We start from the raw sequence: 22170 nt of genomic DNA, 5'->3' as shown, positions 1-22170 counted from the left end.
TTTAAAGGCCTGCCATAGCCTGCATTTTTGCCTTTAAAGATAAGGCAGCTTATCCTTGAGAAGATTAATTGCGGGAGATGATCATGAAAGTATCGGCACGCTTGGAGGTTGGGCTTTTCGATGTGGCTCAACGAGGTGAAATTCTAGAAACTATTCACGATCATCCTCTACCCGGAAGTTCCCCTCTTCATAATCCCAGTGTTGCGAATGTTGGTTCAATCGCCGCCCAGCTGGAAGCCGCGGGTTTTGATGGCGCGTATACGGTGGAAACGGCACATGATGTGTTTTTTCCACTGGTAATGGCGTCGCAAACCAGCAACCTGGAGTTGTCTACCAGCGCGGCAATTGCGTTTCCGCGCAGCCCAATGCATGTTGCACATCAGGCCTATGACTTGATGACTCTGAGTAAAGGCAAATTTTCTCTTGGACTTGGTTCTCAGGTAAAGCAGGTTAACGAACGCTACTACAGCGTACCCTGGGGGCAGCCTGTCGGGAGAATGCGTGATTATGTGCTGGCACTCAAAGCTATTTGGCGTTGTTGGCAGGAGGGCGGCCCGTTGCGACATGAGGGGCCGTTTTTTCAAATCAGCTTTATGAACCCGCTCTTTAATCCGGGGCCAAACCCTTATGGCGTGCCCCCGGTATTAGTTGGCGCTCTTGGCCCTAAGATGACACAGATGGCTGCTGAAGTTGCTGATGGCATTCTTATACACCCTTTGAGTACCGAGCGTTTCGTACGGGAGAAAATGGTCCCTGCCATTGACAGAGGGTTGGAAATCAGTGGTCGGGCGCGAGATGAGTTTGAATTTGTCCCGATGATTCTTATTGCTGCCGGTCGCAATGAAGCAGAGCAGGCGGTAGCGGATGCCGGTGTGGCGGCCATTATTGCTTTTTATGCATCAACACCGGCGTATCAGCCAATTATGGAGCTTGAGGGGCTGGAGTGGTTGCAAGCCGAACTGAATATTCTCGCTAAACAGGGGCGCTGGAAAGATATGGCGGGTTTGATTGATGTGGATATTCTCAATCGTTTTGCTGTGCGAGGTAAGCCTTCGGAAATTGGCAATATGGTTGATCATCGTTTCGGGGATCTGGCGCACCGGGTTAACAGCTATCTGCCCTATGCAGCCAGTATGGATTTACTGGAAGAGATAGCCACTTCATTTCACGGTGTGAGCTAAATGATTGCGAGGTGTTTACTCTTCTTGAGCTTTTTAATTGTTGGTTGGGGTAATCAGCTTCCCTTAAAGCTTGGTTTACGTTTTTCTGTAAAGGCTGTTATTGCTTCCATAAAATCATCAGATGAAGCACAGCGCTTCAAGGCATCTGCTTCTATGGCATATTGCTGGTAGAGGTTGTTGTCTCCAGACTGTAATAACAGGGATTTGATTTCCCGAATAGCCAGCGGTGCAGCATTAGCCAGTTTCTTTGTCACCTCTTCTGTTTTTTGCTCTAAATTTTTGTCCTCAACACACCAGTTAACCAGCCCGATACCCGCAGCTTCTTCACCGCTTAATGTTTCGGCTAACAAAGTTAACTGCATGGCTTTGGTGAGGCCTACTTTGCGGGGCAGATAATAGGATTCACCGTGATCCACCGGGTGCGCCAGATTCGCTTGGGGCAATAAAAATCTCGTGGTTGTTGATGCAATGCAGAGATCTGACGAGAGCATCATCTGGGCTCCAGCACCAATGGCGTGGCCGCGAACACAGGTAATGATGGGTTGTGGTAATTCGTGCAAACCCTGGAAGATGGGCCACGCAACGTTTTTGACCTTGCCCTGCATAATTTCGCCTCGTTCGACCGGGTCTTCAGGCAGCCCGTTCGATAGCTCTTTAAGGTCTGCTCCTACACAAAAATCGTTGCCGATGGCCGCCAGTATAACTACTCGCACAGATGTATCGTCTTTCAGTGCCTTGATGATTTTGGCCAGCTCTGCACACATGGGTTCTGTTAGTGCATTTTTCACTTCGGGACGATTCAGCGTGATAGTGGCGATGTGGTTTTGAACTTCAAGCAGTATTTTCTGTGACATGATTTTTCCGTGGATAAATTGTCTGGAACAAGGATCGGTTAGCCCGCCGGTGATTAAGGCTATAGTAGCGATAATTCAGGGGTATGGGGTAATAACTCAATAATACAGCCGGGTTGATAACCCGTTGTTATTTTGATTTACTGTACCGTCTGGACGGTTTAGTAGAGTTTTTCATGTCTTCAATTAAAACAACACAAATCAAAATTCTTGATGCGGCGGCGGCTATCGTCGAGTTATCTGGCGCTAGCCATCTAACCATCGATGCGGTAGCAAAAAAATCGGGGCTTTCAAAAGGCGGAGTTCTTTATCATTACCCTTCGAAGCAAGCTTTGCTTGAAGGCATGCTTAACCGCTTGGTTACAGCTCGTGAAAGTAGAAGCGCATTGACTGTTTCGGGAAGAAATAACGAGAACGGTATAAATCTTGAGTCGTTTGTCGCTTTTGAATTTGAGCAAAAACCCAGTGAAAAAGCGCAGGCGCAGGCCATTCTCGCGGCAGCTTCGGAAAATCCCAGCTTGCTGGAACCTGCACGTAATTATCTTCGTTCGCTGATAGACCGCGTTGCTTCGTCCGGAGTTAAAAGTGATCTTGCAAAAGTGGTTTTTCTGGCCACAGAAGGTTTGCAACTACTTGAACTGGTGGACCTGATTCGCCTTGAACCCGCCGAGCGACAAAGAATACAGTCCTGTTTGACGCAGTTGGCTCAGGAGATTCAATCGTGAGAATTACCCTATTGGCGTCTTTGGTTGGTCTGTTGTTGCTATCCGGTTGTGAGCGAGAAGCTTCGCAAGTGGAAGATCAGGCTATTCGGCCTGCCAAACTTTACCGTGTAAACCCCGTACAGAATGACGCACATCACAGCTTTGTCGGTCGTGTGACGGCCCCGCAGACTATTGATATTGCGTTTGAAGTGAAAGGCAAACTCAAGGAGTTGCCTGTACTGGAAAGCCAGGTTGTGAGCGAAGGCGAGCTCTTGGCCGAGTTAGATCCAACAGACTATCGTCTTGCGGTGGAGCGTTCCGAAGTAGAACTTCGTCTTGCCCGTCAGAATCTGGAGCGGAAAAAGTCACTGCGTGATAAAGGCATGATCGCAGAATCCATTCTGGATGAGGCAAGGGGCGAATATGACCTTGTGCAGCTACAGCTTCAACAAGCGCGCGAAGACTTGCTTGAAACCCGCATTGTGGCGCCATTTGATGCCATGGTTACTCGCCGTTTTGTCGACAACCAAACGGCGGTCAAAGAGAACACCAATATCCTCAGAATAATTAACATCAGTGAGATTTTTGTGGTTGCCAATATACCCGAAAGCATGGTCGCCACAGTGACCGGTGACCGAATAAGTGCGATGTGGGCAGAGTTCAGTTTTATCGATGGTAAGAAATTCCCACTGACTTATCGGGAACATGCGGCGGAAGCTGACCCGGTGGCCCAAACTTACTCGGTCAGCTTTGCGATGGACAGGCCGGATGTAGGGAACATTCTTCCCGGCATGACGGCTGAATTGCATCTTCAAATTAATATGAGTGACAACGCTGACCTTTTTAAGGTGCCTGTCAATGCGCTGCTCAGTGATGCCGAAGGCAGCTTTTTTGTGTGGGTTGTGGATACCGACAGCTATGCCATCAACAAGCGGAAGGTCTCCGTTGGCCTGCCAGATGAGGATAAGGTGATCGTGACTTCCGGCTTACAAGACGGTGAATTGATAGTTGCCGCCGGAGCCTTGAACCTTCAGGCTGGCATGAAAGTCAGGCCGCTGAACAACCCTGAAACTTCATTGTAAGAGATTGTGTTATGACGCTATTGACGCAATTTTCTATCGATCGACCTTTGTATACCTGGCTGATTATGCTCGCTTGTATTTTAGGCGGAGTGATAGGCGTGAACACTATTGGCCAACTTGAAGACCCTCCCTATCCTGTAAAGCAGGCCTATATATTCACCAGTTACCCGGGAGCCTCGGCAGAGGAAGTCGAGCAGGAAGTTACTGAAGTTGTCGAGTCATCACTTCAGGAGCTGCCTTACGTGCGGTTTATTACCTCGAAATCTGTTGCGGGTCTTTCCGAAGTAATGATTGAACTGCATCAATCTGTTTCTAAAGCGGATACGCCTCAGATATGGGACGAGATGCGCAGGCGGGTTGCCGAAGCGGGAAGCCGGCTCCCCGTAGGTACCAGTGAGCCTCATGTTGAGGATGATTTTGCTGATGTCTACGGAATTATGTATGCCGTAACGACGCCGCCTGGCTATACACCTGATGAAATAAGTGACGTTGCCAGAACAATTGAAACGCGCCTGAAACTGGTGCCGCATGTTGCCAAGGTACGTACCGACGGTGTGCCACAAGAAGCTATTTTTATTGAAATTGATAAACCCAGAATGCGGCGGCTTGGTTTGCCTCTTGAAGCACTTTTGCAAGGTATTGGTGCGGAAAACCAAATTCATCCTGCTGGCTTTATGGAAATTGGTGAGCGTCGTTTGCGTATTGCGCCACCAATGGCGTTTGATAGCGTTGAGGCTGTGGCGCAAATGCGCATTGGTCGCCCGGGTTCTGTTGAAATTGTTCCCCTCTCGGACTTTGCCACAGTCACGCGAGGTGAAGTTGAGCAGCCCCCCTTGATTATTCGCCATCAAGGGCAACGCGCCTTTACAGTGGGTGTGTCCGTTGTCGAAACTGAAAATGTGGTTGAGGTTGGTCGCGAAGTTGATGCGCGTATGAATCAGCTGAAAGCGCTCCTGCCGATTGGCGTGGAAGTGGTGCCCATTTATCGCCAACACGCAGTGGTAGCAAAGTCGGTCGATGAGTTTATGGTTAACCTGATTGCATCAGTGTTTACTGTAATCGCCACGCTCTGCCTGTTTATGGGGTGGCGTGCCGGTGCGGTCGTTGGTGCAGTTTTACTGTTAACGGTGTTGGGTACGCTTGGCATTATGGCGTACGGCAATATCGCTTTGCAGCGAATATCGCTTGGAGCACTGATGATTGCAATGGGCATGTTGGTGGATAACGCCATCGTGGTCGCGGAGGGAATGATTACGGATGTGCAGCGAGGTAAATCAAGTCGCGATGCTGCCATCAGAGCGGTAGAGCGCACCCGGTTTCCATTACTGGGGGCAACGGTTATTGGTATTGCCGCATTCGCGCCGATTGGTTTGTCGAGTGATTCTACCGGGCAGTTTCTCGGTTCGTTATTTCAGGTAGTTGGCATCTCGTTGTTGTTGAGCTGGTTTTTGGCTATTACGGTGGCGCCAATGTTAGGGGCTTATTTTTTAAGGGTCTCAACCGTACCCGTTAGCGAACAGGAGCTTTACGCCAGTGGCGGGTATCGGTTTTATCAGAAATTGCTAGGCACTAGCTTGCGTCATCGCTGGTGGGTAACTTTGTTGATGGTTGTTATCACCCTGGTCAGCCTGTGGGGTTTCGGGTTTGTGAAACAGGGGTTTTTCCCGAGCAACAGTACGCCGCTGTTTTACGTTGACATGTTTTTACCTCAAGGTACCGATATTAAAACCACGGAGTCGGAAGTTGAACACATTGAAGACCTGATCCGTGAAGAAGCGGGTGTTAGCGCGATCACTTCTTTTGTCGGGGGTGGTCCCCCGCGTTTTGTCATGATCATGATTCCCGAGCGTCCGGATCCGGCGTATGCGCACTTTGTTGTCAGAGTGAATGATATCAGCACCATAAACGAGGTTATGGAAAGGGTGGGGGTGCGGATCAGAGAGGCGCAACTTGATACGGGCTTTATGCTGCGTCGCAGCGAGTTTTCACCCAGTGGTTCGTCAAAAATAGAGGCGCGTTTTTCGGGGCCGGATGCCAATGAGTTAAGGCGTCTTGCTGAAGACGCGCTGGCTATTTACCTTAAGTATGACCTGATAGACCGAAAAACAGATTGGCGAAGTCGGGAGCTGGCGTTACAGCCGGAGTTCGATGAGGCCCGCGCTCGTCAGGCAGGAGTATCTCGTAATGATCTTGCGCAGGCATTAACTTACATTAGTAATGGTCTTCAGATCGGTTTGTTCCGGGATGAAAACAAATTATTGCCTATGATTGTTCGAGCACCGAAAAGTGAGCGGGGGGATCTCGGGAAGGTGGTTGATCGCGAGATATGGAGCAGCTCTCAGCAGGCCTACGTTCCTGCCAGGCAAATTATTTCCGAGCTTCACCTGACGGCTCAGGACAGCATGATTCATCGTCGTAATCGGATTCGAACTATCATTGCGCAGGGAAATCCGCCGAAGGGATACTCCGCGAATCAGACCTTTGATCTGGTGCAGAAAGAAATCGAAAATTTGCCCTTACCTGCAGGTTATAGCCTGGAGTGGGGTGGGGAGTACGAGGCTAATCAGATAGCCAGGGAATCTTTGGGGGACAAAATTCCGTTGGCTTTTGGTGTCATGATGCTGATTACGCTGCTCATGTTTGGCAAAGTTAAACAGACGCTGGTGATTTGGGTTGTTGTCCCCATGGTTGTTTCCGGTGTTGTGGTCAGTTTACTCGCCACCAATCTGTCGTTTACGTTTCCTTCTTTATTGGGTTTGTTGAGTTTGGCAGGTATGCTGCTAAAAAACTGTATTGTCCTCATTGATGAAATTGACAAGCGGTTGGAGCAGGGGCCGCAGAGTCTTGATACCATACTGGCAGCCAGTGTTAGTAGAATGCGCCCGGTGCTGTTGGCAGCCGTTACGACTATCGCGGGTATGGCTCCGCTACTGAGGGATGACTTCTTCCGTGAAATGGCCGTTTGCATCATGGGGGGATTGGCTTTTGCATCGTTGCTTACGCTGATAGCGGTACCTGTTTTTTATGCCGTAGCCATGCGTAAGCAGCTTGTCTCAGGCAGTGGCAAGGTTCCCCAAGAAACATTGACCTGAAAATCGCTGGCAATTTATCAAAGCAGCAAAAGCCCATTGAAGCAATGAACGCCTAAAAGGAGCACGTTGTTGGAAGACATTATTCTGGTTAACCTGATAATGGTCGTGGGCGCTTGCGTGCAAAGTGTTATCGGTTATGGTCTGGGGCTGATTTGTGCACCGCTGGTGTTTCTTATTAACCCAGAGTATGTGCCCATTCCGATGATTATGAATTCGTTTATTCTATGTGTTCTTCAGGTGATCAAAGCCCACAAAACCTTGCGGATTAATGAAGTTGGCTGGGCTGTGGTGGGGAATATGTCAGGTATATTGTTAGCCGTAATTGTCATGTTGTTTATTTCATCAACCGACTTTTCCTTGATCTTCGGCCTGTTGATTCTCACTGCGGTGCTGATCAGTTTTAACGGTTATCACCCGGTCATCAATCGTTCGAGCAGTTTGATTGCCGGTTTTGCCTCTGGTGTGATGGGGGTTTTTACTTCCGTTGGGGGGCCGCCAATCGCGCTTTTGTATCAGTCTGCAAGCAATGAAAAGATATTGGCAAATTTGCCAGCATTTTTTTTAATAACAACCACATTTGCTTTGGTTGCATTATATGTTGCTGGCCATTTTCAACGTCATCATGTTGATTTGTTTCTGCACTGTTTACCGGGTGTAGCACTCGGTTTTTTTGTCTCGCCATTAGTAAGAAAGTGGCTTGCAGAAAGGTCATTGAGGCCGTTTATTCTCGCCGTTGCCGGTATATCGGGTTTATATTCGGTGATCAAAGGGCTGATCAGCTATTAAAAACTCGGCTTAATGGTAATCGGCTGAAACGCTACTCCGTCGGAGAAATTACGTTCATTGACACCGATATATCGACCACTTTTAACACGTTCAGGCTGGTAGGCAAAGCACGAGCCGAGAAGTGATTTATGTTCGTTCAGCGTATCGCCATGCCCGGACTTTACTTCGTATCTGCGGCCGCGAGCGATAAATATGGTTCTCGATAAAATTATGGCGGCTTCAAGTTCATCGCTATTTTTATAATAGCGACTTGCCCAACCGATAAACCCCTGAATAAGCGGCTTGCCGTTCAGTTCATCGGATGAAACCATTTGTTGATTAAGTATTTGCCATTGATGCACTAACGAGCCATTACAGGATATCGACACGTCAACTATGCCATCCATATCGGGTACCACAGCCTCATAAATACGCTCGTCTGAGCGATGGCTGTGCCGAATGGCTAATGCGGCTAAATCAAACAGATGCGTACATTGGCGTTTTGCACGTTGGTTTGCATATAAATCTTTAAATTCGGTGTTAATAGAGGTTCCTTCCAGCTCTTGAATAAACTTCTCGGCTCCGGGGCACAGGTTGGTCGGAAAACGTATGATTTCTCCTTTAAGGCTGGTTATCTTTTCGCCGTCGTGATGAAGAATACAGGCCATCTCGTGATAAATGTCGGCAAACTGGGCTGTGACCATGCCAGGCTCGCTTTTTAAGCTGACTTTACGACGAGATATACGGGTGCCAAAAGTCGGGTTTATAGGTAGAGGTAACAGGTTATTCATCAGTCAGTTTCAGTTTGCTGTAGAACCATCGAGGTAGTGTTCAGATTGATTTTCTGTCCCGAGTGTTTCCAGTCCAGATAGAAAGTTAAGGGCGCTACTATACAACGGTTTTGTCTAAGTCATTAGTAGATATTGAAACCCTGTGATAAAGGGTAACTAAGAAGCGGTGGACTATATCGACTACATAAAGCGTGCAGAAGCGGGTTGTGATGTTTTTTGAAATCTCTGAAATGCTTTTGGATCAGGAAACGGTGATAACAGGGCAGAGTGTATTGTTCAGAATTGCGCGAAGGCTATCAGTGGGCTCATGGCGAGATACGATGGCGTAATCAAATGTATTTCCGGCTCCTGCCAGGAACGCTGCCAATTGATTTTTTTCCAGTTCTATAACCGAAAACCTCACCAGTTTTTGCCGGGCATCCTGCAATAGAGAGGCCGTGGGTACTTTCGGCGATTTCTGTTCACTTACCAGCATAACCTCCACTTCTTCTCCTTCAAATTTGCGCAACAGCGTCTGAAGCGTGTTGTTTAAATGAAGCGAATCATTGTCGATAATCAGTACTTTAAAAATACGTCGATATCGCCTTGATATTGACTGGCGGAAAACAGTTTTTCCCACAATCGTGCAGATTGCATCCTGCCCATAGTCTGCGCCGATTTTATCAACAGACCCGCAGATGTAATGGTAACTCCAGTGAACCTGGGATGCCTGGGCCGTTTGTGCCAGGTACTCTTTGAACTGGTTTGCCATAGCGCGCATGGATCGTTGTATCACCGCCACATTAAGGGGGCGATCACCGGAGGTTGAGGTTATTTCGCGTGAGAAGGGCAGTTCTGCAACGCGCAACAAATTTTCATTTTCAATAAATAATCCGCGCAACCCGGTCTGCAGGGAGGCGGCAATTTCAACGGCTAATTGTATGGTTGCCGGCGAATAGTTTTCTGTGTCAACTACAATCAGCACCGGTGCTTTGTCATGCTCTGAGTTAGCCGGTTCCGGATTAGCTGGTTTCATGGATTCACCTTTTCACCGCTATCTGCGGCATCATCTTTCATTTGGTGCGCATAATGTGCTTTTAATTGTTGCAGTGCTTCAATTCGATTCTGAATTTTGCGATTAAAACTACCCTCCGAAAACTGACCTCCTGATTCAAACTCACCGCGGGGATAGCCTGACAATATTTCCATCACATCATCAACATGCTTTGCGGTATAAATACTAAAACGTTTTTCGGCTACGGCTTTGCGAACATCTGCGCGCAGCATGAGATTAACCTGGTTGGCTGCGGGAATAATAACACCCTGTTCGCCACTTAGTCCGCGGGTTTGGCAAACATCGAAAAAGCCTTCTATCTTTTCATTTACGCCACCAATAGGCTGTATCTCGCCCAGCTGGTTCATCGAGCCGGTTACAGCGTAGCGCTGTTGCAAGGGAATCTCGCCCAGCGCGGATAGAAGTACACACAGCTCTGCTGCAGTGGCGCTGTCGCCATCTACCATCCCATAAGATTGCTCAAATACCAGTGTTGCCGACAACGGGAATGGCTGATTAATCGCATAGCGATTGGCGAGGTAGGAGGAGAGAATCATGACGCCTTTTGAATGGATGTGGCCCCCAAGTTTTACCTCCCTTTCTATATCAATAACGTTACCCTGACCGAGTCGTGCGGTTGCTGTAATACGCGAGGGTTGGCCAAAAGCGTAGTCGCCAACCTGTAAAACAGAGAGCCCGTTTACCTGGGCGACTTTTTCGCCTTCCGTGTCAATCAGTTTAAAACCACGCGTAATTTGCTCCTGCATTTGCTCGCGGTATTTATCCTGACGGTAACGGCGTTTCTCGATGGCACCCTCTATATCTTGAACACGAATTATCTGGCTGTTTTCTTTGCCTGCCCAGTAGTCTGCTTCATGTAATAGCTCGCTAATATTTTCAATGGACAGTGACAGTTTTTGACTGTCGCCAGACTCTCTGGAAGCATTTTCTATCACGCGTTCTACAGCACCCTTGTTCAAGGGCCTGGTACCATTATTGCCCTGAACAGCGGCAACCAGGCGGGCATAACCTTCAGTGTTGACGGTATCTCGTGCGGTATCCTGTGAAAAGTCGGCGGCGACTTTAAATAGTTCGCCAAATTCAGGATCGTATGCCTTCAGTAAGTAGTAGAGGTAGGGTTCGCCAGTCAGAATCACTTTTACGTTAAAAGGAATTGATTCAGGTTCCAGAGATAGTGTGCTGGCCAGGCTTAACATTTCTTCGAGCGATTCAATTTTGACCTCGCGGGACTTAAGTGCCCGCTTCAGTCCTTCCCAGGCAAAGGCATGTGTTAATACTTTTTGGGCATCCAGCACCAGATACCCGCCATTGGCGCGAAGCAGGGAGCCAGACTTGATCAGCGTGAAATCAGTTAGTAATGCACCCATCTGGGAAATATATTCCACACGCCCAATCAGGTTTTGGTAAGTTGGATTGTCCTCAAATAAAATTGGTTGCCCTTTCGTTTCTCTATTATCAACGATGACATTAACCGTATATTCATGGAATGCGGCAATGCGACTGCCAAGGTTTGTTTCTTTGAAAGAACCATTACCGGAGAGGAAGTCTTCAGCATTTTCAATGGCGTTTTTCTTGACTGCGGCGAGATAGCTTATGACTTCGGGTAGATCACGATAGGTATTCTCAATCCAGGCAATAAGCTGTTCAACATTGTGATGGGTGACCTCCTGATTCAAGGCTTTCACTCGTTGGTAATGTTCTCTTTCCAGCAAAGGTATATTGCGAATAATACTCTGTAGCTCCAGCTGGCTATCCGCGATCAGTTTTTCTATTCGCTTTTTTTCATCTTCAGATAATTTTTCAAACTCTTCAGCCCCTGCCAGTTTGCCGTTAATCATCGGGCCAATGGTGTAACCCGCCGGTGTGCGCAACACGGCCACACCTCGTTCGTTCGCATCGCTACTGAGTTTTTTGAAAGCCTGCTCCTGACGCTCCTGAAACTCATCATCAATTTCCTGTCTGCGCGTTCGATAATCTTCACTTTGAAAAACGGAAGGCAGAGACGTCAATAAATCCTCTACCAGTGATTCCATATCCTTACGCAGTTTATGGCCAATTCCTGCGGGTACCTGGAGCACTTTTGGCTTTTGTGGCATTTCAAAATTATTGACGTAACACCAGTCCGACAGGGGCCTTTCTGCTACCACTCGCTGCGACAATACATGTTCTACCGACTTTCGTTTGCCTAGTCCTGTGGCTCCGAGCACAAACAGATTAAATCCGGTCTGCTCAATATCCACACCGAACTCAATCGCTTCCAGAGCGCGTTTTTGTCCCAGAGGGATATCCAGTGGTGTCAGGTCTGCAGTCGTTTCAAAGTCCAGAAGGGAGAGGTCGCAAGCATGGTAAAGTGATTCTGGCTGAAGTGGGCTAATAGTCTTCATTGTATTGAGGTCACAGTTTTTGGGGTAAATGGGATCGAATATCTTCAATGTTGTGACGCACCAGATTTTTTGAGATTTCTCCGGCGACCCGCTCTAACGCAGTCTTGCTTATAATCGAACGCAAGGTGCCGAGAAATTTAGGCGGTGCAATGATGTAGAGTCTGTGAAAATCCCCTTTTTGGGCTTTACTATCGATTTCAGCGCACAATTCACGGGCAAAGTCTTTGGCCTCTTGAATGTTGGCGGTTTTCTCATGGCCCATGGTATGCCTTCCATGCCCCCCGAAATCTTTTCTCTGGCTCGTTCTGTCAGTAACGAGTGCCTGTGCTGGTAAACGGCTTTCATTGTGAACAAAATCCTCCAGCTCGATTAAAGGGGCGGTTACACTTGCTGCTGACAGTATTCGCGCCCGGCTTGAATCTGCCACAATCACCCAAATAGCCATTGCTGCTCCTTAAGACACCGGATATCAAAACCACCCGTATAACATATGCCAGTAACGATCTTCTTTTACTAATGTAGATCAAATTTTCTATGAAAACCTCTTCAATTGGCTCCGGTTGCTATTGCTTGTTACCTTCACTTATTGAGGTATAGCGATGTGGCTCTTTTGAGTCGGTTTGGCATTGCCTGGATGCCTGTATATTGATGTCTGTCAATCTCGATAACATTATTTCCTGTAACTTAATAGAACAGGTCCGTTGTTGCAGGCTACGATTGGTGACAGAATAAATTTCATGCTGGGGTCGGGCAAACCCCTTTGAAGTCAAGGCTTGTGATGGTCGTGGATGCATGACTTGTTTTGGTATTACTGCTCAGTGCAGTACCTTAAATTAAAGGAATACTAATGAAGCTAACGCCTTTGGACAGAAGCACGCATATCAATTTTTGGTATGCGGTATCCGTCATTTTTCTGGTACTGCTGGCGCAACTTTGGTTGGCAGAATCCCGCCGTGTTGAAACAGTTCCTTACAGCGAATTCCAGTTGTTATTACAGGGCGGTGAGCTTGCGGAAATCAGTGTTTCTGCAACGCACATTCGTGGCAAGCTTAAACAGCCCGCCAGCGACGGTCACGAGTATATTAATACGGTTCGCATTGAGCCTGAGTTTGCCAAGGATCTTGCCAATCACAATGTGAAGTTTTCAGGTGTCATCAAGAGTAACTGGGTAGCAGAAGTACTTTCCTGGATATTGCCTGCCATAGTTTTTGTTGGCATCTGGCTCTATTTTATCCGCAAGTTGGGTGAGCGGCAGGGAATGGGCGGCATGATGTCGGTTGGCAAAAGTAAGGCCAAAATCTACGTTGAGAAAGACACTCAAGTCACTTTCGACGATGTTGCCGGTGTTGATGAAGCAAAAGTTGAACTCCAGGAAATTGTGGCCTTCCTTAAGAACCCCGCAAGCTATGGGCGACTCGGTGCACACATTCCCAAAGGGGTGCTGCTGGTTGGCCCACCTGGTACCGGTAAAACATTGTTGGCCCGGGCTGTAGCTGGCGAGGCTGGTGTTCCTTTCTTCTCAATCAGCGGTTCCGAATTTGTCGAAATGTTTGTTGGTGTAGGTGCTGCGCGAGTTCGCGACTTGTTCGAGCAGGCTCAACAGAGTGCGCCTTGCATCATTTTTATTGACGAATTGGACGCGTTGGGCCGCGCGCGAGGTGCCGGCCCCATGACGGGTGGACACGATGAAAAAGAGCAGACGCTCAACCAACTGCTAAGTGAGCTTGACGGTTTCGACCCCCGGCAGGGAATTGTATTGTTGTCAGCAACGAACCGACCGGAAATTCTGGACCCTGCACTATTGCGCGCCGGCCGTTTTGATCGTCAGGTTTTGGTAGATCGGCCGGATAAACTCGGTCGAATTGATATCCTTAAAGTGCATATCAAAAAGATCAAACTTGATCCACAAGCCTCGCTGGATGAAGTTGCTGCGCTTACCCCAGGGTTCAGCGGTGCTGATTTGGCAAATCTGGTTAATGAAGCGGCAATTTTGGCGACACGGCGCAACGGTGATCTGGTTACGCTTGATGACTTTACCCGTGCGATAGAACGTATTGTCGCCGGGCTGGAAAAGAAAAACCGCTTGCTTAACCCTCATGAGAGGGAAGTCGTCGCGTTTCATGAGACGGGGCATGCCTTAGTCAGGCTCGCCCTGCCCGGTGTCGAGACAGTGCACAAGATATCGATTATCCCCAGAGGTATCGGCGCGCTTGGCTATAATATTCAGCGGCCAACGGAAGATCGCTATTTGATGACCGAGGGTGAGTTACTGAACAAAATGGCAGTGTTGATGGGTGGGAGAGCAGCGGAACTACTGGTGTTTGGAAAGCTATCTACGGGTGCCGTTGACGACCTTGGCCAGGCAACAAATATTGCGCGAACAATGGTCACACGGTATGGCATGGATAAAGGGCTTGGACAGGTAACATACGATACCGAGCGCCAGATGTTTATGCCCCAAACAGAAGGGTACCTGCCTGCCATAAGAAACTACAGCGAAAAGACAGCCGGGCAGATAGATGAAGCCGTACGCGAGCTGATTAAAAAGTCTTTTAATAAGGCTACGCGTGTTCTTGAAAAGAACCGTCACTTGCTGGACGAAACCGCCGCCGCATTGCTGCTTAAAGAAGTGCTGACCTCTGAAGAGTTTCCTGCCGTTGATCCGTTTGAAGAGGAGGATGAGGGCAATCTGGTAGCACCGGATACAGAGGCTAAGTGATACGGGTAGGCGGCAAAGAGTATCCCTGAACCCTATGGCATCCCACCTATGCGGAGAACGAATAGCTCTTTGCGAGATAAAAAACGCGATAGAAATAAAAGAATTAGTAGCATAATGGCGCAGGCGGTGAGCCTTGCTAATTAGTAGAGTCATTATCTGTATTGAATAGAGTTGAGCCGCTTTACCGGCCAACGTTCCTCCTGAGTGATGCTGCCAGTTTTATTACAGGCAGTGTGCATTCAATCGATGGCGGATATACTGCACAATAAATCGGTGGATTTTAACAGGCAGTCACTTGAAGCAGTCTATGGTGCCCTGCCTTAGAGCCTTAAGGAAAGAAATGAAAATACACCGAGTCATTGCAAATATCCAATCGCCGGACGTGTCTAGGGCCGACTCATTTTACCGCGACATTCTTGGCCTTGAATTGGCGATGGATCATGGCTGGATTCGAACCTACACATCGGATCAACGTATGACGGTGCAGATCAGTGTCGCTTCTGAAGGCGGTTCAGGAACAACCGTGCCGGATTTATCCATTGAGGTGGATGATCTGGATGTAGCCCTGTTACGAGTTAAAAAGGCAGGTATCGCTATTGAGTACGGGCCACAGTCCGAGCCTTGGGGTGTTAGACGATTTTATGTTCGCGACCCGTTTGGAAAACTGATTAATATACTGCAGCATGAAGAGCGTTGAGTTGATTAGACAACCCAATATTGCTCTGACAATGGATGGCTGTTCGATTTAAACCGCAGAACCGAGAAGGCCTGGCTTGAATGGGCAGGCTGTTGGGCAACCAGCCGTTTTCACCGTAAGCCAACGAAATGGAATGTCGTTAAATGAAACAAATATCTGATCATCCACCCAAGCAACTACTCAAGAACCAGCCTCGTGTTATCGGTGGATTGATTCTCTCGGCTTTTATTTGTTATGGCGGTGGCAGTGCTCTGATATCCGGTGGTGAATCATTATTAGGGATAACTTTACTGCTGTTAAATTCGGTTGTTGTTATAACAATAGGCGTTTTATTCAGTGGCCTAATGGTGAATAGTGCTCCGGTTTCTGCCCATGTCTATCTGGCGACCCGAATTACCGAAGGGGTGTTACTTGGCAGTGGTGGGCTTATGTGGGTGTTTGGCAGCCATTTCGTTACAGACTCTGAAGCCTGGAACACAACGCTGTATCAGTTGGGCATGATTATTTTGGGCATCGGCAGTATTAGCCTGTGCAAGTGGCTTCTTGATAACCGTGCAGTACCCGCACTACTGGCCCGACTGGGGCTAATCGGTTATCCCTTGCTAGCCATAGGGATGGTTATGGGGTTGATAGGCAGTGAAGACTGGGCTGCTATCTTGCTGCTACCCGGCGCAATGTTTGAAGTGATATTGGGTCTTTGGTTGATCATTAAAGGGTTGTTAATTCCTTCGCGAACCACAGTGGCGTAGTCCGGTAGGATGGCGTTCATAAAGTGAAAACAGGGAACGTTTTCTCATGCAGACTAATTTGACCGAATCAGTCTGCACACTGATCAATCAACGACTGAGTTATATGGAAGATGTGGCCTTATGCCGAAAGATAAGGCATGTCTGTGGCGAGAAGCCATTTTGCTTGATCCTGGCGACAACAGGTTAATAGGGGCAACAGGCTAGGTTTGTACTATGAGGGGGGGAAGGGGGAGTATCAAAAATACCCACCTTGGCGTCTGGAAGAGTAAATACAGCCCTAAGTGCTGATTAAGCAAAAAATAAATAGTCCGGTAAGGACGCAGTGACGGAACATTCTTCAGAATAGCTAGAAAAATGAGAAGGTTAAGAAAGTTGTGGTGCCCAGGAGAGGACTTGAACCTCCACCCCCTTGCGAGGACCAGCACCTGAAGCTGGCGTGTCTACCAATTTCACCACCTGGGCATAGGTGAGGCAAAAATATGTCTGTTTCGTTGAGGGTGCGCACTTTACTGTTACAATCTCTTTATGTCAATTACAGCAATGATAAATTGCTCTCTTGTTTTATAGGATTCCTTTGAAGAAAAAACACCTGAATAAAGACCCCAATGCAGAGCGTGAAGCTTCCCGCTATGAAAACCCGATCCCCAGTCGCGAATACCTCATTCAGCTGATTGATGGCAGTGTCGGACCGTTAACACATAAAGAGTTATATCGTGAGCTTGGCTTGCAGGATGACGAGGCCATAGAAGCCCTGCGTCGCCGTTTGGTGGCAATGGAGCGCGATGGTCAGCTGGTTCGCAACCGCCGTAATGCATACGGAACCCTGAGCAGGATGAATTTGATTAAGGGGCGGGTCATTGGCCATCCTCAGGGTTTTGGTTTTGTGGTTCCGGCTGAAGGTGGTGAAGATTTATATTTATCCAGTCGTCAGATGCGCCGGGTGATGGATGGTGATGAGGTACTGGTTCGGGTTGCCGGAGTTGATTCCCGTGGCCGGGTGGAAGGCTCCATTGTTGAAGTGGTTGAACGCCGCACAAAAACATTGGTTGGCCGCTATTTTATTGAGAGCAATGTGCATTTTGTGCGTCCGGAAAACCCTCGGATTGTACAGGATATTGTGATTCCTGCAGAGGGTACTGGTGGCGCTCGTAGCGGTCAGATCGTGGTGGTTGAGATTATTGTTCAGCCGGACCGCAATGCCATGCCTGCCGGGAGAATTGTAGACGTTCTGGGCGAACATCTGGATCCGGGGATGGAAATCGATATCGCTATCCATAACCACAATATTCCCAATGAATGGCCGGAACAGGTTGAATTCGAAGCTGCCCAGATAGCCGATGAAGTGCTGGACAAGGACAAGGCTCACCGAATTGATGTTACCCACTTGCCGTTTGTCACGATAGATGGGGAAGATTCTCGCGACTTTGACGATGCTGTTTATTGCGAGCCCCGCGGTAGAAATGGAGGCTGGAAACTGTTTGTCGCGATTGCTGATGTTTCCCACTATGTTCAGGTTGACAGTGCTCTGGATAAAGAGGCCTGGCAACGGGGGAACTCAGTGTATTTCCCTCAGCATGTGGTGCCGATGTTGCCGGAGAAGCTGTCCAATGGCTTGTGCTCGTTGAACCCGCATATTGACCGTCTGTGCATGGTGTGCGAGATGGATCTGGATAAACAGGGCAAAGTGGTGCGGTTTCAGTTCTATGAGGGTGTTATGCACTCTCATGCGCGGCTAACGTACACCCAGGTAGCGGCAATGCTGGCCCAGCGAAGTGACAGAAACAGTGGTGTCCGCAAGCAGTTTCACGCAGTTGTGAAACATATTGATCATCTTCACGACGTCTTTCAGTTGCTGTTGGCGCGCCGTGAAAGCCGTGGTGCGATTGATTTTGAGACGATTGAAACGCGCATATTGTTTGATGCCAACCGAAAAATTGATCAGATCATTCCGGTACAGCGCACGGATGCCCATCGTTTAATTGAAGAGTGTATGCTGTGCGCCAATGTCTGTGCCGCCGAATTTCTGGAACGCAGTAAGTTGCCGGGGCTTTATCGTGTGCATGAGCCTCCGGTTGATACCAGATTGGCCAGCCTGAGGGAATACCTCGGTGAATTGGGTCTGGGGCTGCCAGGTGGTGATGAGCCTACGCCAAAGGATTTTCAGAAGTTACTGGCCCATGTTGCAGACCGGCCGGATGCGACGGTTATTCAAACAGTGCTGCTCAGGTCGATGATGCGGGCAGAGTATCAGCCTGATAATAATGGGCACTTCGGACTGAATTATCCGGCCTATACGCACTTCACATCGCCTATTCGCCGCTACCCTGATTTACTGGTGCATCGCGCTATTCGGCGGGTGATACGCAGTAAAATGCGTACCCGGCTGGTGAAACGGGCCGATGGCGCCACACTGCTGAACCCGGAGCAGATTTACCCTTACTCTCTGGAGTGGATGGCCGCAGCTGGAGAACAGTGTTCAATGGCAGAGCGGCGTGCCGACGAGGCAACCCGCGAGGTCGAGAGTTGGCTCAAATGTGAGTATCTGCAATCGCGAGTAGGGGAGGAGTTCGACGGTGTGGTTGCTGCTGTGACAGGCTTTGGTCTGTTTGTTCAGCTGACGGATATCTTCATTGAAGGGCTGGTGCATATCACCGGGTTGCCGAAAGATTATTACTACCATGAACCGGATCATCATCGATTGGTGGGTGAGCGGACCCGTAAAGTATTCGGGCTTGGTGACCGGTTGCGGGTCAGGGTCAGCAGGGTGGATCTGGACGAGCGAAAAATTGATCTGGATATGGCTGATCAGGAGAGGCGTGCTCGTAAAGAAGATACGGGCAAACGTGTAAAAGTTTCCGCCAAGGCTCGGCAAATGGCGGAAGAGCACGAGAAGAAGCAGCGATCGAGAAAAAAGGCTAAACCCGGGCGAGAGCAGGTTACTACAGCGGACAAGTCTAAAAAAACTGATAAAAAAAGTGTCAACAGCGTTGGCAATAGGGCTGTTAAGAAAAAGTCTGGCAAGTCAAAATCTGGTGCACGGCGAAGTAAGGTCTCTTCTTCTGCCAGCAGACGAACAAAGCGCTAATTGTTGTCATAACCACAGAAACTCGAGACGTATCCGTATGAAGCAATCTCTGCAATGGGTGTTTGGTGTGCATGCTGTGCAGGCAATGCTGAAAACCAGCGCCGGAAAAATCCAGGAGCTACGGCTCCAGAAAGGACGCGATGACCAGCGTTTTAAAAAGATTCAGTCAATGGCTGAACAACAAGGCGTACCCACAAGCTGGGTGCTGAGATCTGACTTGGATACACTTGCTGATGGTCAGCATCAGGGTGTAGCCGCTCTTTGTGAGGGAGCTGATGTTCAGGACGAAAACTTTCTCAGCGACTTGCTCGTCTCACTCGATCATCCGCCCCTTATCCTGGTATTGGATGGTGTTACAGACCCTCACAATTTGGGAGCCTGTCTGCGTTCCTGTGACGCGGCCGGTGTCGATGTGGTTGTGGCGCCGAAAGACCGTTCCGTAGGTATTACACCGGTAGTGAAAAAAGTGGCCTGTGGTGCCGCTGAATCGGTGCCTTTGGTGGTGGTGACCAACCTTGCCCGGACGCTCAAATTTTTACAACAGCAGGGTGTCTGGGTAGTGGGTACTGCCGGAGAGGCGCAGCAGCTGATTTATGAAGCTGACCTTTCAGGACCTTTAGCGCTGGTGATGGGCGCTGAAGAAAAGGGATTGCGCCGATTGACCCGTGAAAATTGTGATCTTCTGGTCAAGTTGCCCATGGCCGGTGCGGTGAGCAGCCTGAATGTGTCAGTTGCCAGCGGTGTCTGTCTGTTTGAAGCGGTCAGGCAGAGAGCTCGCGTTTGATCTGCATCGGTTTTAAGTGACTGACAGCATTAGGCGGTTAAGGGTAAAATTTTCTGCATGAAAGTGACTAAAAAAAATAATGAGGCTGCCAAGGAGAATCTGGTATTAAACCTGCCGAACCTGATCAGCGCCTTGCGCCTGGGTATGGTGCCATTGCTGGCTTCCCTTGCGCTTGAGCACAAAGCCGAGTTGTTTTTAACGATACTTGCCCTATCCTTGTTCACAGATGCTCTGGATGGTTTTCTGGCCCGGCGCCTTGACCAGGTAACCAAGCTCGGAACGCAGATGGACAGTTGGGCGGATATGGCAACCTATGCCGTCATGCTGCTGGGGCTGTATGTGATATGGCCGGATATTTACCAGAGTGAATCAACTTACCTTGTTATTGCGTTCAGCTCCTGGCTGGTTCCCCTGTTGGTTTGTTTTGCCCGGTTTCAAAAATTCCCCAGTTACCATACCTGGGCTGCGAAACTGGCGGCTGTTTCACTGGTGCCAGGGTATTTTGTGGCCACACTCTGGGGCGAAGTGCTGCTTTTCCGGATAGTGCTGCTTTTTTATTTATGGGTGGCGCTGGAGCAGGTCATGATCACCAGTATTTTGCCACGCTGGCAAGGGGATATTGATGGCCTCTGGCATGCTCTGTCCATTGCGCGCAGTAATGGAAGCTGAAGGGTGTATCAAAGGGGCAACCGGGAAAGGGGAAATCATGTGATGGTGATACGATCATCAGCCATGCAGCAACGTGGCTTTACGTTAATTGAGCTAATGGCTGTTGTGCTGCTGGTGGCGATTCTGGTTGCTGTTGCGTTACCCACGTATCAGAACCTGAGTCGTGCAGCGCTGGAAGCATCCCTATCCGGCGTGGCCGGGACCTTATCTTCGGCGTCGAGCCTGGTGAAAGCGCGCGCTATTATCGATGGAGTTGATGATGGTGCCGTTAACTATAATGGCCAGCGTGTGGATGTGCGGTCGCAGTACCCCAGGGGGCACTGGAATCGCACCTTTCGCTATATTATTGATGCCTCTATGCAGAACAGAAACACGGGGTTTAATCAGGTTTGCAGTGATTACAAGCTTTGTGGTGTTGGTAACCGGCCAACAATACCGGGAGTGGCTGGCACCAGCGGGGGCAGGGGAGTGATTGTGTGGCCGGAAGGCTACCGGATTAGCCAGGGCTGCTTTGCCTATTTTTATAATCCAGAAAATGGTAATGCTCCCATGATTGGTACGGTAGTGACCGGATGTTAAAAACCGCTGCTGGCTGTTGGTTGCGCCTGACTCTTCGGTTCGTAAGGGGCCGGTTTTGTTACTTTATTTGCTGTATTGCTGCTTGAAATAGCCGGTACATAGCCGTAGAATGCGCGGCCTTGGTTTGCATGGGGTAAATCCATCGACCAGGGGACTCCTTGCCACACCGCATTGGGTGGGTGGCTATTTAACCCGTAAGGAGACGATATGCGTCATTACGAAATTGTATTTATGGTTCACCCGGACCAGAGTGAGCAGGTTCCGGGCATGGTTGAGCGTTACACCGCCGCTATTGAAGCTGGTGAAGGTAAGGTAAACCGTCTTGAAGATTGGGGACGCCGCCAGCTGGCCTATCCAATTAACAAAATCCACAAGGCACACTACGTGCTGATGAATGTTGAGTGCGGCCAGGACGTGCTCGACGAATTGAATTCCACATTCCGTTATAACGATGCTGTGATTCGCAGCATGGTTCTGCAGCGCGACGAGGCGATCACTGAAGAATCTCTGATCATGAAAGCGGAAAAGTCCGACCGGGGCGAACGCCGTCCTGAAAGATCCGCAGCGCCAGCGGCAGAGCAAACCAAAGCCGCCGCTGAAGAAACTTCAGAGGAAGATGAAGCCGAGGTTCAGGACGAACAGGAAGAAACTGCGAAAGAGGAGACTAACTGATGGCTCGTTTTAATCGTCGACGCAAATTTTGCCGTTTCACCGCTGATGGTGTAACCGAGATTGATTACAAGGATCTGGACACGCTGAAGCAGTATGTTTCCGAGACCGGAAAAATTGTACCAAGCCGTATTACCGGTACCAAAGCCAAATACCAGCGCCAGCTTTCAACGGCTATCAAACGTGCTCGTTACCTGGCTCTGCTACCTTATACGGATAGCCACAAGTAACAGGCTGCACCAGACAAACGGGTATTGTTCGCCTGTTAGATTGGTCAGAAACCGAAGACCACAGTTAAAGGACGGTTGATTGGGC

General features: G+C 49.0%; 19 protein-coding genes and 1 tRNA gene. 14 read left to right on the top strand and 6 right to left on the bottom strand.

The genetic code is table 11. The features are described from left to right. The first annotated feature begins 83 nt into the window (after positions 1 to 83). Positions 84 to 1181 (top strand): TIGR03617 family F420-dependent LLM class oxidoreductase, encoded by a 1098-nt coding sequence (locus H7A02_07510; protein MCP5172092.1) that lies wholly within the window; start codon positions 84 to 86, stop codon positions 1179 to 1181. A gap of 53 nt (positions 1182 to 1234) precedes the next feature. On the opposite strand, the gene H7A02_07505 is transcribed toward H7A02_07510, so the two are convergent. After that, on the bottom strand, positions 1235 to 2035 hold the full coding sequence (locus H7A02_07505) for an enoyl-CoA hydratase/isomerase family protein (GenBank protein MCP5172091.1): 801 nt from the start codon (positions 2033 to 2035) through the stop codon (positions 1235 to 1237). Between the two features lie 173 nt (positions 2036 to 2208). On the opposite strand from H7A02_07505, the gene H7A02_07500 reads away from it, so the two are divergent. The 4 genes from H7A02_07500 (at position 2209) to H7A02_07485 (ending at position 7696) form a co-directional block, all read left to right on the top strand. After that, positions 2209 to 2757 (top strand): TetR/AcrR family transcriptional regulator, encoded by a 549-nt coding sequence (locus tag H7A02_07500; protein MCP5172090.1) that lies wholly within the window; start codon positions 2209 to 2211, stop codon positions 2755 to 2757. Then, positions 2754 to 3818: an efflux RND transporter periplasmic adaptor subunit gene (locus H7A02_07495; protein MCP5172089.1), complete on the top strand. Its 1065-nt coding sequence runs from the start codon at positions 2754 to 2756 to the stop codon at positions 3816 to 3818. The genes H7A02_07500 and H7A02_07495 overlap by 4 nt, the downstream gene beginning before the upstream one ends. Positions 3819 to 3829: 11 nt before the next feature. Continuing rightward, positions 3830 to 6910, top strand: coding sequence for an efflux RND transporter permease subunit (locus tag H7A02_07490; protein ID MCP5172088.1), 3081 nt, complete (start codon positions 3830 to 3832; stop codon positions 6908 to 6910). A 69-nt stretch (positions 6911 to 6979) separates the two neighbouring features. Then, complete coding sequence (locus H7A02_07485; protein MCP5172087.1) at positions 6980 to 7696, top strand: sulfite exporter TauE/SafE family protein; 717 nt, start codon at positions 6980 to 6982, stop codon at positions 7694 to 7696. Here the strand turns inward: H7A02_07485 and H7A02_07480 are convergent. From H7A02_07480 to H7A02_07465, 4 genes are all read right to left on the bottom strand, one after another. Beyond that, positions 7693 to 8466, bottom strand: coding sequence for a DUF2889 domain-containing protein (locus H7A02_07480; protein ID MCP5172086.1), 774 nt, complete (start codon positions 8464 to 8466; stop codon positions 7693 to 7695). The genes H7A02_07485 and H7A02_07480 overlap by 4 nt on opposite strands. A 241-nt stretch (positions 8467 to 8707) precedes the next feature. Next, entirely contained in the window at positions 8708 to 9481 is a 774-nt protein-coding gene (locus tag H7A02_07475) for a hypothetical protein (protein MCP5172085.1), read from the bottom strand. Then, positions 9478 to 11904, bottom strand: a complete 2427-nt coding sequence (locus H7A02_07470; protein MCP5172084.1) for an AAA family ATPase — start codon at positions 11902 to 11904, stop codon at positions 9478 to 9480. Before H7A02_07470 ends, H7A02_07475 begins: the two co-directional genes overlap by 4 nt. Positions 11905 to 11914: 10 nt before the next feature. Continuing rightward, a complete protein-coding gene (locus H7A02_07465; GenBank protein MCP5172083.1) occupies positions 11915 to 12349 on the bottom strand; it encodes a host attachment protein in 435 nt (144 codons plus the stop codon). A 402-nt stretch (positions 12350 to 12751) separates the two neighbouring features. Here H7A02_07465 and hflB point away from each other — a divergent pair, with 402 nt between their 5' ends. The 3 genes from hflB to H7A02_07450 all read left to right on the top strand — a co-directional run bounded on the left by hflB (position 12752) and on the right by H7A02_07450 (position 16069). Continuing rightward, complete coding sequence (hflB, locus tag H7A02_07460) at positions 12752 to 14623, top strand: ATP-dependent zinc metalloprotease FtsH (GenBank protein ID MCP5172082.1); 1872 nt, start codon at positions 12752 to 12754, stop codon at positions 14621 to 14623. Between the two features lie 340 nt (positions 14624 to 14963). Continuing rightward, complete coding sequence (locus H7A02_07455) at positions 14964 to 15320, top strand: VOC family protein (protein MCP5172081.1); 357 nt, start codon at positions 14964 to 14966, stop codon at positions 15318 to 15320. 143 nt (positions 15321 to 15463) lie between these two features. Further along, positions 15464 to 16069, top strand: coding sequence for a DUF4386 domain-containing protein (locus tag H7A02_07450; GenBank protein ID MCP5172080.1), 606 nt, complete (start codon positions 15464 to 15466; stop codon positions 16067 to 16069). A gap of 375 nt (positions 16070 to 16444) precedes the next feature. Here the strand turns inward: H7A02_07450 and H7A02_07445 are convergent. Continuing rightward, positions 16445 to 16531, bottom strand: a tRNA-Leu gene (locus H7A02_07445). Between the two features lie 106 nt (positions 16532 to 16637). On the opposite strand from H7A02_07445, the gene rnr reads away from it, so the two are divergent. The 6 genes from rnr to rpsR all read left to right on the top strand — a co-directional run bounded on the left by rnr (position 16638) and on the right by rpsR (position 22085). Next, positions 16638 to 19154, top strand: coding sequence for a ribonuclease R (gene rnr / locus H7A02_07440; protein ID MCP5172079.1), 2517 nt, complete (start codon positions 16638 to 16640; stop codon positions 19152 to 19154). 37 nt (positions 19155 to 19191) lie between these two features. Beyond that, positions 19192 to 19938 carry a 23S rRNA (guanosine(2251)-2'-O)-methyltransferase RlmB gene (gene rlmB, locus H7A02_07435; protein ID MCP5172078.1) on the top strand — a complete coding sequence of 249 codons (747 nt, stop codon included), beginning with the start codon at positions 19192 to 19194 and terminating at the stop codon, positions 19936 to 19938. Between the two features lie 57 nt (positions 19939 to 19995). Beyond that, a complete protein-coding gene (locus H7A02_07430; protein ID MCP5172077.1) occupies positions 19996 to 20607 on the top strand; it encodes a CDP-alcohol phosphatidyltransferase family protein in 612 nt (203 codons plus the stop codon). Between the two features lie 63 nt (positions 20608 to 20670). Further along, complete coding sequence (locus H7A02_07425) at positions 20671 to 21186, top strand: prepilin-type N-terminal cleavage/methylation domain-containing protein (protein MCP5172076.1); 516 nt, start codon at positions 20671 to 20673, stop codon at positions 21184 to 21186. 207 nt (positions 21187 to 21393) lie between these two features. Next, positions 21394 to 21858, top strand: coding sequence for a 30S ribosomal protein S6 (rpsF, locus tag H7A02_07420; protein MCP5172075.1), 465 nt, complete (start codon positions 21394 to 21396; stop codon positions 21856 to 21858). Next, positions 21858 to 22085, top strand: coding sequence for a 30S ribosomal protein S18 (gene rpsR / locus H7A02_07415; protein ID MCP5172074.1), 228 nt, complete (start codon positions 21858 to 21860; stop codon positions 22083 to 22085). Before rpsF ends, rpsR begins: the two co-directional genes overlap by 1 nt. Positions 22086 to 22170 lie beyond the last annotated feature (85 nt).

Source organism: Pseudomonadales bacterium, from assembly GCA_024234435.1.
Lineage (GTDB): Bacteria > Pseudomonadota > Gammaproteobacteria > Pseudomonadales > Porticoccaceae > JACKOF01.
Note: the sequence above shows the minus strand (reverse complement) of the source record. Positions and strands in the feature narration are given on the sequence as shown.